The organism is Clostridium sp. MF28 (assembly GCF_002969175.1).
Taxonomy (GTDB): domain Bacteria; phylum Bacillota; class Clostridia; order Clostridiales; family Clostridiaceae; genus Clostridium; species Clostridium beijerinckii.
Genome location: NZ_CP014331.1, coordinates 502,264 through 517,550, shown reverse-complemented (window position 1 = coordinate 517,550; position 15,287 = coordinate 502,264). Strand labels below are relative to the sequence as shown.

At 30.0% G+C, this 15,287-nt stretch carries 12 protein-coding genes and 3 pseudogenes; all 15 read left to right on the top strand.

Annotated elements, in window-relative coordinates:
• The first annotated feature begins 51 nt into the window (after window positions 1-51).
• Window positions 52-930 (top strand): carbohydrate ABC transporter permease, encoded by an 879-nt coding sequence (locus AXY43_RS02110; protein ID WP_031276110.1) that lies wholly within the window; start codon window positions 52-54, stop codon window positions 928-930.
• A gap of 1 nt (window position 931) precedes the next feature.
• The gene (locus AXY43_RS02105) at window positions 932-1,777 is read left to right on the top strand and encodes a carbohydrate ABC transporter permease (protein ID WP_105410896.1); all 846 of its coding nucleotides are present in this window, start codon (window positions 932-934) and stop codon (window positions 1,775-1,777) included.
• A gap of 87 nt (window positions 1,778-1,864) precedes the next feature.
• A complete protein-coding gene (locus AXY43_RS02100; RefSeq protein ID WP_023976073.1) occupies window positions 1,865-3,907 on the top strand; it encodes a glycoside hydrolase family 31 protein in 2,043 nt (680 codons plus the stop codon).
• A 281-nt stretch (window positions 3,908-4,188) separates the two neighbouring features.
• Window positions 4,189-4,350 (top strand): hypothetical protein, encoded by a 162-nt coding sequence (locus AXY43_RS27440; protein ID WP_171983626.1) that lies wholly within the window; start codon window positions 4,189-4,191, stop codon window positions 4,348-4,350.
• Between the two features lie 85 nt (window positions 4,351-4,435).
• On the top strand, window positions 4,436-5,248 hold the full coding sequence (locus tag AXY43_RS02095; RefSeq protein ID WP_105410895.1) for a phage replisome organizer N-terminal domain-containing protein: 813 nt from the start codon (window positions 4,436-4,438) through the stop codon (window positions 5,246-5,248).
• Window positions 5,249-5,262: 14 nt separating this feature from the next.
• Window positions 5,263-5,535 (top strand): annotated as a pseudogene (locus AXY43_RS02090) (DUF429 domain-containing protein); the annotation flags it as partial.
• Between the two features lie 70 nt (window positions 5,536-5,605).
• Window positions 5,606-5,865, top strand: a pseudogene (locus tag AXY43_RS02085) (nucleoside triphosphate pyrophosphohydrolase).
• Between the two features lie 101 nt (window positions 5,866-5,966).
• Window positions 5,967-6,869, top strand: coding sequence for an EamA family transporter RarD (gene rarD, locus AXY43_RS02080; protein WP_105410893.1), 903 nt, complete (start codon window positions 5,967-5,969; stop codon window positions 6,867-6,869).
• A gap of 225 nt (window positions 6,870-7,094) precedes the next feature.
• Entirely contained in the window at window positions 7,095-7,466 is a 372-nt protein-coding gene (locus AXY43_RS02075; protein ID WP_105412488.1) for a nucleoside triphosphate pyrophosphohydrolase, read from the top strand.
• A gap of 72 nt (window positions 7,467-7,538) precedes the next feature.
• Window positions 7,539-8,003: a sunset domain-containing protein gene (locus tag AXY43_RS02070; RefSeq protein WP_105410892.1), complete on the top strand. Its 465-nt coding sequence runs from the start codon at window positions 7,539-7,541 to the stop codon at window positions 8,001-8,003.
• A 134-nt stretch (window positions 8,004-8,137) separates the two neighbouring features.
• A complete protein-coding gene (locus AXY43_RS02065) occupies window positions 8,138-9,367 on the top strand; it encodes an HNH endonuclease domain-containing protein (RefSeq protein WP_105410891.1) in 1,230 nt (409 codons plus the stop codon).
• Window positions 9,368-9,402: 35 nt separating this feature from the next.
• Window positions 9,403-13,080: a DEAD/DEAH box helicase gene (locus tag AXY43_RS02060; RefSeq protein ID WP_105410890.1), complete on the top strand. Its 3,678-nt coding sequence runs from the start codon at window positions 9,403-9,405 to the stop codon at window positions 13,078-13,080.
• A gap of 128 nt (window positions 13,081-13,208) precedes the next feature.
• A pseudogene (locus AXY43_RS02055) lies at window positions 13,209-13,349 on the top strand (phosphoribosyl-ATP pyrophosphohydrolase); the annotation flags it as partial.
• Between the two features lie 7 nt (window positions 13,350-13,356).
• Window positions 13,357-13,551: a hypothetical protein gene (locus AXY43_RS02050; RefSeq protein WP_105410889.1), complete on the top strand. Its 195-nt coding sequence runs from the start codon at window positions 13,357-13,359 to the stop codon at window positions 13,549-13,551.
• A gap of 106 nt (window positions 13,552-13,657) precedes the next feature.
• Complete coding sequence (locus tag AXY43_RS02045; protein ID WP_181246047.1) at window positions 13,658-15,286, top strand: DNA cytosine methyltransferase; 1,629 nt, start codon at window positions 13,658-13,660, stop codon at window positions 15,284-15,286.
• Window position 15,287 lies beyond the last annotated feature (1 nt).

The window sequence follows — 15,287 nt, the reverse complement described above, 5'->3', positions numbered from 1 at the left end:
TTAATTAAGCCCTCTATCCATATTAAATAGAAAATGAAAAGAGGTGGTAAAATGCATAAGAATAGAGTGGGTTATATGTTTATTGTACCAGCCGTTATATTTATGCTATTATTTGTTGGTTATCCAATAATATACAATATTTTACTAAGTTTGCAAGACGTTAATGTTATGACTGTAAACAGTCCAATAAAAGAATTTGTAGGGTTTAAGAATTATATAGAATTATTTAAAAGCTCTGTGCTTCTGGTAGCTATCGGAAATACTCTTTATTATACTGTTGTATGCATAATTTTTCAATTTGTGCTAGGTTTTGCATTTGCATTGTTCTTTAATATAGAATTCACTTTTTCAAAATTTATAAGAGGTTTGGTTATGGTATCTTGGTTAATACCAATGACTATTAATGCATTATCATTTAAATTTATGTTTAGTCCAAGTGGTGGAGTTATTAATCAAATACTTATGAATTTTCATGTGATAAATCAGCCTTTGGACTGGCTTTTACAGCCTAATAGTGCAATGTGGGGACTTATTATAACTAACGTATGGGTTGGAATCCCTTTTAATATGATTCTTTTAACAACTGGATTGAGTACGATTCCTAAATCCATTTATGAAAGTGCTAGTCTTGATGGAGCAAATTGGTTTCAAAAATTATTTTATATAACTATTCCATCTATAAAACCTGCAATTTTGTCAGTGTTAATGCTCGGATTTATTTATACATTTAAAGTATTTGACCTTGTTTTTATAATGACAAATGGTGGACCCGTAAATGCAACAGAAGTTTTGTCTACTTTATCATATAAGCTATCATTCAATCAATATAGCTATAGCCAAGGTTCAGCAGTAGCCAATATTCTGTTCTTAACTCTATTTATAGTAAGCCTATTCTATGTAAAATTAATAAAAGAAGATGAGGTGATGTAATTTGGAGGAAAGAAGATATATTAAACCGAGAACTAACATTATTTTAAATATTATAGCAGTAATAGTTGGAGCAATATTTCTATTCCCTTTATATTGGGTAATTATAAGTTCATTTAAAAGTGATGCTGAAATATTTAGAAATCCTCCGACCTTTTTTCCTGAACAGCTTACATTAAGTGCATATGCTGCTCAAATAACTGGTGAATATAGCATATTCAAAAGTTTTTTTAACAGCTGTTTCATAAGTTTTTCGGTTCTTGTGATCACATTGCTTTTTGCAGTGCCATCAGCATATGGTCTTGCAAGGTATAGAATTAAAGGTAAAAAACTATTTATTCAATCATTTCTTATTACTCAGATGCTTCCGGCAACTTTATTATTAACGCCAATGTTTATAATATTTGGGAGATTTAGAATATTAAATACCTACTTATCACCTATTCTTGCTGATTGCACAATATCTATACCATTTGTTGTAATTATACTAAGAACGTATTTTTTATCCATACCTAAGGAACTGGAGGACTCTGCCAGGGTTGATGGGTGCAATACATTCCAAGCTTTTATAAGAATTATACTTCCAGTATCTTATCCAGGTATTATAATGGCTGCAGTATTTTCATTCTTATTTGCCTGGGGGGATCTGATATTTGCTTTAACATTTATGAATGAGCAAAGCATGAGGCCAATGACTGCAGGAATTTATAATTTTATGGGGCAATACGGTTTAGCTTGGAATAAAATAATGGCTTTTGGTACACTCACTATAATTCCGGTAGTAGCAATATTTATATTCATGCAAAAATATATAATCGGTGGTTTAACTAGTGGTGCAGTAAAAGAATAATTAAAATGTAACAGGAAAAAGTTAGGAAAATAAATACTTTAGAAATTCACAATAGACTGAGAAGAATAATAAATAGGAGGGATTAATATGGGACAATTTGATGATAACAGAGAATTTTTATTAGGATATTTTGAGGAAAAGGATGGAGCTCTTTGCTATAGATATGATGCAGAACGTCTTATTATCATGCCATGGGGGCCAAATAGTTTAAGGATTAAATCCACAAAAGAACCAGATATGCCTATGGAGGATTGGGCGCTTATAGAACCAAAACCATCTAATGCTAAGATCAGTATTGAGGAGTATAGTGCAAAAATCGTAAATGGTAAGATTACAGCAGTGATTAATCAGATTGGAAAATTGGAATTTTATAATCAGAAAGGTGAATTGCTGTTAGAGGAATATGTTCGTAATCGTAAGGATATGTATAGTTCTACTTGTAGTTCTCTAGAAGTCGAAGGAAGAGAATTCAAGCCGATTATAGGAGGAGATTATCATCTAAGCATGAGGTTTGTTTCTAATCCAGATGAAAAAATCTATGGTATGGGGCAATATCAACAGCCGTTCTTAGACGTGAAAGGAGCAGATTTAGAGTTAGCACACAGAAATTCTCAGGCTAGCGTGCCGTTTGCTCTATCATCTTTGGGGTATGGATTTCTTTGGAACAATCCTGCAGTGGGACGTGTGAATTTTGGAAAGAATATTACTACATGGGAAGCATATTCTACAAAGAAGCTGGACTATTGGATTACTGCAGGAGACACTCCAGCAGAGATTGAAGAAGCATATGCTGATGCAACTGGAAAAGTTCCTATGATGCCAAAATACGCTATGGGATTCTGGCAATGTAAGTTACGTTATCAGACTCAAGAAGAACTTTTAGAAGTGGCAAGGGAATATAAGAAACGTAATCTTCCTATCTCTGTTATTGTGGTAGATTTTTTCCACTGGCCACTTCAAGGCGAATGGAAGTTTGATCCAACATACTGGCCAGATCCAGATGCTATGATAAAAGAACTTAAGGACATGGGAATTGAATTGATGGTATCTATTTGGCCAACTGTAGATTATAGAAGTGAAAATTTTGACGAAATGATGAATAAGGGATTGCTCGTTAGAACAGATAAAGGTTTCCGCATTTGTATGAATTTCATGGGAAATACTATACATTATGACCCTACTAATCCTGAGGCAAGAGAGTATGTATGGCAGAAAGCTAAGAAAAATTACTACGATAAGGGTGTGAAGATTTTCTGGCTTGATGAAGCAGAGCCTGAATATAGTGTTTATGATTTCGAAAACTACCGATATCATCTAGGACCAAATGTGCAGGTAGGAAACATTTATCCTATGATGTATGCAAAAACATTCTTTGATGGTATGAAAGCAGAAGGACAGGAAGGTATAATTAATTTGCTACGCTGTGCATGGGCTGGATCTCAAAGATACGGTGCATTGGTTTGGTCAGGCGATATACATTCTTCCTTTAAAAGTCTCAGAAATCAGTTTGCAGCAGGATTAAATATGGGACTTGCAGGAATTCCTTGGTGGACTACAGACATTGGAGGATTCTTCGGAGGACATATTGATGATCCAGATTTCCATGAGGTATTGATCCGCTGGTTTGAATACGGAACTTTCTGCCCAGTTATGAGACTTCATGGTTATCGCTGGCCTTTCAAACCTCAGTATGGAACAACAGGCGGAGCTGAATGTGTATCTGGTGCTGATAATGAAGTATGGTCTTATGGAGATAAGGTATATGAAATCTGCAAGAAATATTTGAAAATAAGAGAAGCAATGATGCCTTATATTACAACTTTAATGGAAGAAGCACATAAAAAAGGAACTCCAGTCATGCGACCAATGTTCTATGATTTTCCAGAAGATAAACTCTGTTGGGAAAATGAATCGCAATATATGTTTGGGCCAAATATCTTAGTTGCACCTATTATGGAAAAAGGTCAGACTGAACGTGAGGTATATCTACCAGCAGGTTCAAATTGGACTAATGCATGGACAAAAGAAGAAATGGAAGGTGGGAAAACAATACTCGTAGATGCACCAATTGATCAAATTCCATTATTTTTAAGGGATTATAAGGAAGGATCTTGCACTATAAATATTTAAAATTAATATAATAAATCAGCAATTTGGGGTTATAATACCAGCTGATCAAATCGGTTGATTTTTATCATTGTTAAATAGGATGTATTTAGATAAGAGTTTATGTAATGTAAGCTCTTATTTTTATGGTAGAATATATCTATACTATATTTTTTTGTTAGGTGAAATTAAAATGAATCAAATATAGAATTCAAAAGAACAGATAATATTGCTAAAAGAAATATGTGAAATCCATTATAGTATAAAAGAATCTATTTTATATTAATATATGGAGGAATTAAATTATGAAATATAAATATGAATTTAGTTTTATAGAACCAGCAAATGGTAATAAACGTTTGGTTATTAATCTGCCTAAAGAAATTGAATTAGTGGAAGCATTCCTATTTCAAATGCGCAAAAATGAAAAATACAAGCTTTTAGAAGCTAAATTACAGGAAGAATAAAATAATTTTTAATTTATATTAGTAACTTTCATTTTTAAGCATATATCCTATATAGATAAATTATTTATATAGGAGCGTGTTAAAAATGAGAGAAAGAAAATGTGTTAAATTTAATGTGAATATGTATGAGGATACAAAGTTCAAAATAATAGATAGAATGGAAAAAAGAGATCTTATAAATTATGTTTGGACTAGGCTTGTGGTTCTTGCAGGTAAGGTAAATTTAGAAGGAGAATTATTTTTATCTAGAAATATACCATATACTCTAGAGACTTTGGCTATAGAGTTCAATAGAGAAGTATCTGAAATAGAATTAGCTATAAAAACTTTTATAGACTTAGAAATGGTTGAACTCACTCAAGATAAAATATATAAAGTAAAAAACTTTGTAAAGCATCAAAATATTAAAACAAAAGAAAAAGTTCAAAATAAACATAAGGCAGAAGAAGTTGAAATTAATGATAAGAAACAGCTATCTAGCAGCTGTATAGAGAGCATTAATGTGGAGAGTGAGAATAAACATAAGGATAATAAAGTAATTGATATAAAAGATAATATTGCAAATAAAAATGTCACTACTGCTGATAATAAAAGCTGTATGGAAACAAGTACAAGTGTACATTTAAACAGCTGTAATAAAAATGTAACGGAAGTAGATAATGAAGCTACTCAGAAATTAAAGGTGGAAAAATACAAAAGCAAAGAGCATTTACCTAATGAGATAGTAACTACTTTAGAGAAGAAAAATGTGAAAAATAAAAGTAAGCCTAAGAAAAAAGAGAAGATTAATGAAATTAGTGTTGTTGATGAAGTAGAAAATGATGATCTGATGAAGATCACTGAAGGGGAGCCGGTAATAGGAAAAGATGAGGAGATTGTTTTGGCATTTAGCTTTTAACAGAAGGAAAAACTTCAAGTATATTTAATACTCCATGTAGACAAGCTGTGTATGCTGAAAACCACACAAAAGCTATTGAAGAAAATAAAGCAAATTTAGGCGTAAGCTTAAGTCCATTATCTTATGGAATATGTGGCAAAATCCGTGAAATAGATGATGTTATAGATGCATTATGTTTAGCAATTACAGTAGTTATTGGATTAGAAAATGGATCTGAAACAATATCTGAGGTGCCTATGGACGATAAAAGAGGGAAAAATGCAAATGCTTTATGGGAAATTAAGTGAACATAATAAAATAATAAATTAAAATAATGAAAAAACATACAATAAATTAATAAGATATAAAATATAAGACATAATAAAAGCAGATGGACGTAAATGCGATACTTCAAGTTTAGCTGGAGATGAAAAATACAAACTTTTAAAAGCTAAATTGCAAGAAGCAGTTAATGAATTTTTAGAGGATAAGAATTCAGAAGAATTAGCTGATGTAATGGATTTGGGCTTGCAGATAGCTTAAGTTATAGTGAAGAGGAACTTTTAAAGGCTAGAGATAAGAAGAGAGAGGAACGTGGGGGATTTAAGAAATGGATTGTACTTAAATCCGTTAAGTAAATAATTGGATTAAAATGAGAGTTTATGTAGAGTAAACTCTTAATTTGGTGTTAGAATATGTTATAGTTTGAAATTAGAAAATAAAGAAAAGAGGAAAATTAATGCGTAACGAAAAAACTTTAGGGGTACTATATTCAGTTAGTGCATATGTGTTATGGGGCGTTTTGCCTATATATTGGAAATTTGTAGATAGTGTTTATCCTATAGAAATTTTATGTAATAGAATTGTATGGGCCTTTACATTTACAATATTAATTATTATAGTGACTAAACAATGGAAGGAATTAAAGTTTATAGTTAAATATAAGAAACAAATGTTTTATATATTTATTGCTTCAATACTAATTGCAATTAACTGGGGACTATATATTTGGGCTGTTAATTCAAATAGAATTGTAGATGCGAGTCTTGGCTATTACATAAATCCACTACTAGCAGTACTACTAGGTGTGGTGATTTATAAGGAAAAGCTAAGTTATTGGACAGGCAGTGCACTTTTTATAGCTTTAATTGGAGTAATAATAAAAACTGTGCAATATGGTAAAATTCCGTGGGTTTCTTTAGGACTGGCTATTTCCTTTGGACTGTATGGAGCTATTAAAAAATCAGTTAAGGCTAACTCTATAGTTGGATTAACTCTTGAAGCAGCCATGCTTACACCAATTGCTGTGGCATATATGACATTTAGACATATTAGCGGAGTTGGAGCTTTCAAAACAGAAGGGACACTGGTAATATGTTTACTTATAGGTGCTGGCGTAGTTACAGCCATTCCATTGCTACTTTTTGCAAGTGGTGCTAGAAGATTACCGTTATCATTGATAGGTTTCACTCAATATATTTCGCCAACTATAAGTCTGATTATAGGAATCTTTATGTACAATGAAGGTTTTACAACAGTAGACATGATAGCTTTTGGATTTATATGGGCGGCATTAATTTTATATACTTTTTCACAGGTGAGTTTAGCTAAAAGGTTGAAAGATGTAGAGCAAGTTGGATAGTAAGATGTGAGCTGTTAGTAAGCATGGACAATTTATAAAAGGAAAAACTATAAAAGATATATTTGATTAAACTAGATTTTAATTATATTTAGGATACTCATATATATGAAATAATAATAAGTAAGCTAAACAGGAACAATGAAATTTAAAATGAAAGATTAGCAATAAATATTATAAAATATAATGAGAAATACATATCTTATGGAAGATAAAAGAGGGATAAAAATGCAAATAGATCATGGGAATTTAAAGGAAAATAATAAAATAAATGAGAATAGTGAAAAAACCTATAATAAATTGATAAGAGATAAAATCCCAGAAATAATAAAAGCAGATAGAAGAGAATGTGATACTTTAACAGCAGATGGAGATGAAAAGTACAAGCTTTTAGAAGCCAAATTACAAGAAGAAGTTAATGAATTTTTAGAGGATAAAAATTTAGAGGAATTGGCTGATGTAATGGAAGTATTGTTTGGGCTTGCAGATAGATTAGGTTATAGTGAAGAGGAGCTTTTGAAAGCTAGGGATAAAAAGAGAGAAGAGCGTGGGGGATTTAAGGAAGGGATTGTCCTTAAATCTGTTAATAAACCTTTTTGACAATTTAAGAAGGAAAATATATTTATTTGTAGAATAATTTACTAAAATAAGTATTAACAAGGGGGAATTATAATGAAAAAATTCAAAAAAATTATTGCGAGTTTTATTACATTAGTAGCATTGTTTGTCATGGCCCCAGTTGCAGCTCACGCTGAATGGAAAAGTGATAATATGGGTTGGTGGTATACAGAAGGTAACTCATGGGCTACAGGTTGGAGACAAATAGATGGAAATTGGTATTATTTTAATTCCAGCGGATATATAGCTCATGATACTACTATTGATGGATATTATTTAGGAAGTAATGGTGTATGGACAACCAATACATCTGCTCAAAATACAAATGATAATGTTAGTAATACTTCTAGCGTAAAACAATATGTTGATGCAAATGGAAGTGGACTTATAAAAGGAAGCGCTGATTACATATATCATATTCCAGGCAGTACATATTATGATAGAACTAAAAAAGTTCAACAATGGTTTAAGACAATAGAAGAAGCTGAAGCGGCAGGTTATAGAGCCGCAAAAAAATAGAAATATATAATAAGAACAGAGATGACATTTATATGATTCTATTTGCTGGTTATGTTTTATGAGAGTTTATGTAGAGTAAACTCTTATTTTTGTGTTAAAATGTAGGTGGATTGTATTAAAATGGGTGAGGCTGTATGAATAAAGTATATATACCACAAGAAACTATAATATTGCCAAAGGAAATTTCTAAGTCTAGCCTTCTAGAGGATAGAGCTTTACAGGAAGATCAAGGTTTTGACACTTTATATAAGGGAATTTGTCAGGTGCCTTATAGTAACGAAGTAGATTATGCTACATTTGCAGGAGTATTAAATGATACGGTTGCCAGCTATAAAATGTACTGGTTGTTAGCCATATTAGATGAAGTTTCTTATGATAAAAAAGAAATTGAATTTAGAGAATTAGTAAGTAGGATGGTAGTTAAGGCTTGGTATCCAATTTTAAAATGTAAGCTTAGCTTTGGCTTATGTGATAATTTAGCTAAGGTAGTTAATTACATTTCGGATACTTATAATATAGGAAGTAATTATAATGAAGCTAAACTTTTAGAGCTTATATATAATACTGAAGATAAAAATATAAGAAAAATGCTTAAAGATTTAACTTATAATGTGCCATATAGGTTTTTAGCACCTTTTTTCAAAGGTAAGCTTATTGGTAGAAAGGTTGAAAAGCAAATCGAAGAATTATCAAAACAAGATAATAACTGCGTTTATGAAATATATGTAAATGAGAAAAATGAAAATTCTATTAGGATAAGAGATAACTGGTGCAATTATTTAAAATATAACGGAAAAATTATTGAAGGCTGGGCTTATTATGAACTTACATGTTTTCTACAAAAACGAAATCCAAATGTACCAGGAATAGCAATGAAATTAGAAGCACCTAAAAATAGAGAAGCATTAAGAGAGCAGACAAAAATATGGAGGGAAGTCATAAATCATAAGCATATAAAGGATTTATATACTGGTTTAGCTTTCACAGCTAATAATTATGAGGAATATGGAGTGCTAAGCATAGACCACTTCATCCCTTGGAGCTTTGTACTTCATGATCAAATGTGGAATTTAGTGCCAACTTTTAAGAACATCAATAGTAAGAAAAGCGATAATCTGCTTCCTTATGATTCGTATATAGACAAGTTCTGTGAAATACAATACGAAGCTTTTGATTATGTAGTTAACGAAAATAGAAAAAATCAAATTGATGAATATAGAGAAGTTTTAAAAATACAAAATGCTAAAAGGTTTATTGCAGAAAAAAGAAAAGAAGAATTTGTGAAAAAGCTAAAGCAGGAGATTGGACCTGTTTATGGAGTGGCGGTTAATCAGGGGTTTGGAGTTTTGGAGAAGTTTATTTAGAATATACATATAATGTAGGAAGTAGGTAAATACCGTTGAAAGAAAGTAAGAGAGATATAGCTTATAAAATAGTAGAATTTTGGCACATAATCGAATTTTTGAATCAAGAATCATTCCCTGAAAATACTAAGGATAATGGGAAGAAAGTGGAATTGGTAAAAAAAGCGCAAGAAGGAAAATTGGACAAATATGAAAAAGAAAGACATATTAATATGTTTAGATTATTCTATGATTTTCCGTTTGAACTTGAGATTTCAGAAATTATAGAAAGAGATGATACTTTTTTCGCAAAATATCCTTTACATAGTAGTGCCATACATTTGTGTATAGGAAAAATAAAAAGAGAAATTTTAATTAATAGCTTATATAAATGTTTGAATTTAGATGATGATAGACCTGAGAAAGATATAAGTGAAGTTTGCTTAATTGGACTAAAAGTAAATAAAGATGGTGTATATGAGAAAGATAGTTTTAGAATATCTCCATTAGTATGGGGGATTTACAAATGTCATAAGTTTGGCGGGAAAATAGATGGGGTTATATCAAGTATAAATTATTATAATGATATGAAATCATTTGAAGAGGATATTAGTACTACGAAATCATTAAAAAAAGAGAATATTGAGAATATATATAAAGCTGTCGTAGAAAAATATATAAAACCTATTTCGGATGAGTGGATGAAAATTAATATAAAAGGTAGCTTTATCTACACTAGATATGATAGTAAGAAGACATTTGAAAGAGAAGATGAAAAGGTAGAAGATGTTAGTGAACTTTTAAAAGGGTTTTACACGGATGACTTAGAAATAGTAAAAAAATCTCTTGAATATAATAATAACAGCAGAATGTATTTAGATATAGTAGATTATATAGTTAGCTCCTATTATGAACAACAAAATTTTGATATCTCAATTAATGATGGAAAGCGTATTGATATACGTAATAATAAAAGTGAGATTGAAAAATGGTTACATGCAGATAAAGCACCTTATGGTAAATGGCCATCTAGATTTAGATCAGCATTAATGCAGCAAGTTGCCATTAATATAGGAATTAGTGAAGATGATGAAGTTAGAAAAATATTTTCAGTAAACGGTCCTCCAGGAACAGGGAAAACGACATTATTAAAAGAAGTTATAGCATCCAATATAGTTAAACGTGCAGAATTATTGTGTGAGTATGAGAAAGCTGATGATGCATTTGAAGTTAGATATTTTGAAAATGGTACTTTCACAAATAATGGATACGATAAGTTTTGTAATAAATATTATGCTTTTAAGAATGATAGATTATCTGATTTTAGCATGCTTGTAGCCTCTTGTAATAATGCAGCTGTAGAAAATATTACAAAAGAGCTTCCGGATGAAGAAGCTCTAATTGATAGTCTTAAAATAAATAGTGAGGATAGCGATACTACCGCAAATGGATTAGCTGATATTATTAATTTATTTGATACATCTAAAAATTTAAGTACTGAAACATATAAAATTTTTGATAAAAATGAAGAAGGAAAAGTTGAAGTGAAATTTGTAGAGAAGAAGGATGTATATTTTTCATGGCTGGCATATAAATTAATGGCTGGTAGTGATGAAATAGAATCTTCTTTGGATATAAACAAGTGGGGATTAATTTCTGCGCCTATGGGGAAATCATCAAATATAGGAAAGTATTGTTATACTGTTTTGAATCAAGTTATTGAGAGTTTTTATTATAGTAACCAACTTGTGGAAAAACGACAAGAAAGCTATGTAATTGCAAAAAAAGATTTTAAAAACCAACTATTAAAAGTCGAAGAAATAAAAAAAGAACTATCAAAAATTAGTAGATTACCAGAAGAGTATAAGATAAAGGAAAAAAGAAATAAAAGTGCACTGGAAAATGTTCAGAAAGAGATTAGTAATCTAAAGAATGAGATACAAAAACATTTAAAAGATTTAGAAGACCTGAAAATTAAAAAGCAGGAAAATAGTGACTCTTTATCGGATATTAAAGAGAATGAATTAAAAGTTCTAAAAGAACTTAATGATTACAAAATAGAAATTCAAAATGCAAAGAAAATGATTGAAAAGTTTCGGGAAAACATTATTCAAAAAGAGGATGCTAGAAAGTGGTATGAGATTATATTTGGGAAATGGATGCAAACTCAGAGGTTAAGACAGATTATATCTTTAAAAGAAGAACTAGGTAAAATTGAAAAGCAAATTAAGGAGTTAATAGAGAAAGTTGAAAAAAATCAGGATAAGCATATTTCAATATTAGGATTAAAGGATAAATATGAGAAGTTTATCGCTGAAATTTGCAATAAGATAGAAAGTGAAAAAAATATAATAAATGATTTTGAAAATATGATTAATAGAGATAATTATACCATACAGAATATTAAAAATACTATTTTAAATGATAGAAAAGAATTGCAGGATATTTTAATTGAGCACAGCAAAAATATGGTGGTTATAGATGATGAATTTTGGAAAAAGTTTGAAAGTAAAGACGAAAAAACTAATATAAGTATTCAAATATCAAATCCATGGGTAACAGAAGAGTATAATAGAGAAAGGGAAAAGTTATTTTACTTTGCACTTAAGTTACATAAGGAGTTTTTATTATCATCATATGCTTGTAGAGATAATTTTAAAAATCTCTCTATGATGTGGAAATTTCGTGAGAATTGTAATAATGAATTATGTGCATATAGTCAAACTGATAAAAAGATGTCATATAAACATTTAATAAATACACTGTTTTTATTAACTCCGGTAATGTCTACAACTTTTGCTTCAGTAGGCCGCTTTTTAGGGAATATAATAGAACAAGGGGATTTAGGATTATTAATAATAGACGAAGCAGGACAAGCGGCTCCGCATGTTGCTTTAGGAGCATTATGGAGATGCAAAAAAGCAATCGTGGTTGGAGATCCAAAACAAGTTGAACCAGTAGTTACAGATGATGCTGATGCAATAAAAAGAGCATTTTCAGATAAAACTATTCTACCATATATAGACAAAACAATATCAGTGCAAGGATTTGCTGATAGACTTAATAAATTTGGATCATATATAAAGGACACAGTCAATGAGGATGCTCCGCCTATATGGATAGGCTGTCCTCTCGTTGTACATAGACGTTGCATTAATCCTATGTTCAAGATATCTAATGAATTATCATATGGGGAAACGATGAAAATGCAGACTGTCATAGCTAAAAAAGATGATGAGGATAAATTTGTTTTCAAAAAATCTTGTTGGATAAATGTAGGTGGAAATGAAAACTATAAGAGAAACCACTTTATTGAAGTACAAGGCAAAAAAGCGCTTGAAATAATTACTACCAGTTTTAAAAATTATAATGGAATTCCAAACTTATATGTGATCTCACCATTTACAACAGTTATAAATGGCCTTAAAGCAATGATTAATCAATCGAGAGAACTAAATGAATATAAGGAAGATGTTGAAATCTGGGTTGATAATTATTGTGGCACAGTTCATAAATTCCAAGGAAAAGAAGCTAAAGAAGTAATATTTATTCTTGGATGTGATGAAAAGGCAGGACGTGCAGTTAGTTGGGTTAAGCCGAATATTGTTAATGTTGCTGCAACTCGTGCAAAATACAGATTATATATTATTGGTGACTACAAAGTTTGGAGTAAATCTAGAATATTTAAAATAACAAAAAATATAATTGATAATTATTCTGAAGGAAGTAAATAACTATGTAGTTATATTAAAGTATTTATAGATTAAGCGAATTAAGAAAATGGTAAATTTGGGTAAAAGCATAATTAAGGATTAAAAGTAATCTATAATAAAATAAATAATTATGAAAAGAGTAAAAAGTGATGAAAACCTATAATAAATTGGTAAGAGATAAAATTCCAGAAATAATAAAAGCATATGGAAGAGAATGTGATACTTTAACAGCATCTGGAGATGAAAAGTACAAGCTTTTAGAAGTTAAATTACAAGAAGAAGTGGGTGAAGTTGGCTATGGATAATCCTGTTAAGTTTTTATTAAAGAGCCATGGGGATTTATTTAAAGTTTGTTATGAAGGTTGGATGGGATTGTTGGGGGATATTAGAGAGTATGTTTTGGATGATGTATTTGTGGAACATATGAGGGATGTTGTTGGTTATAGAGTTGAGAGGCCTTATGAGGAGAAAAGTTTTGGTTCAGGTAAATAAATTATTATTTGAAACATAAAATGTTTTGTAAAGTTGCATTAATTTGTATATTATAAGAATAGATGTTCAAATTAATTGAAGACAGATGATAAACGTGGAGGAAAAGATGTGTAAGTATAAATTAATAGATCTATTTGCAGGAGCAGGGGGATTAAGTTATGGATTTTTGCAAACAGAGAAATTTGAAGTTAAATTGGCAGTTGAAATAAACGAAAATGCTCAAAAAACATACAAAGAAAATCATAAGAATGATGAAATTGAGATAAAAAGTAATATACATGATGTAAACTTTTCAGAGATAAAAGATAGGTATGGTGATATAGATTTTGTAATAGGTGGTCCTCCTTGTCAAGGATTTTCTAATGCAAACAGGCAGAGAAACACACTAATATCTAATAATAATAAATTAGTAAAAGAATATATTAGAGCGATAGAGTGCTTGAAACCCAAAGGTTTCATATTAGAAAATGTTAAAACAATGAAATCGTCTAAGCATAAGTTCTATTTATCCAATAGTGATTTAAATGATAATTTAATAGCAGAGAAATTACAAGTGCAGGCAGATAAAATAGGAATTGCAAGAAATAATAAATTGGTAGATGAGTGCTTTGATAGTATAGTTAATATACTAGATTTAAATAATGATTTTACTAAATATAAATTAAATGATAAATTATTGAGTATTCTAAGAACATTAATAAAAAAAGATAAGTCAAAAATTGATATTAAGGTATTGCAAAAGGAATGTGGAAGCACATTAAAAGAATGGTTATCTAAACATTCATCATATTTATGTGATGAATATCAACAAGCATTTATAAATTTAAGGAACAGTATTTTAGATAAAAATTTAGATTTTATGTTAAAGCATATAATTGAAATTGTAGAGATTCAGAGAATAGTTTATAAACTAGTAGAAGTTCAAAATAACGATATTATAATTGATGAAGTTTTGAAAGAGGATAATACTATATATTTATGGTTAAGAAGCTATAATATATTTGAATATGTTAAAGCAAAATTAAGCTCACTAGGATATGAATTAAATGATTTTATACTAGATGCAAGTAACTATGGTGTTCCTCAATTTAGAAATAGATTAATAGTTATTGGAATAAAAAAAGAATATTTGAAGGAAAAAGAAATAACAAAACCTGAAATGATTTTGGCAAATGAAGAATATTTTACAATTAAAGATGCTATATCTGACTTGGAACAGTATGACAATTATTTTAAAGTAGAAGATGATTATGGTGTCAAAAGGAAAAAATATAATAAATTGAGTAAATTGCAAACTTATTTGTGTGATAGTGATAAAATAAAAAATTTAATTATAACTGAAACAAGAGAAGATGCAATGAAAAGATTTGAAGTACTTAAACAGGGTGAAAATTTTCACGATTTAGAAGATGAGCTAAAGGAGTCATATGCTAATCCAGAAAGGACACAAAGCTCAATCTATAAAAGATTAGAATATAAAAAACCATCAGGAACAGTGACTAATGTTAGAAAAGCTATGTGGGTACATCCTATTTTCAATAGAGCTATATCTGTAAGAGAGGCAGCAAGATTGCAATCATTTCCAGACAGCTTTGTGTTTTATGGAAAAAAGGATAGTCAGTATCAGCAGATTGGAAATGCAGTACCGCCTATGTTATCAAGAGCTATTGCGGAAAAAGTACTTGAACTAATAGGCGATAAACCTAAAGAATACTTAAAAGATAAAATAAAATAGA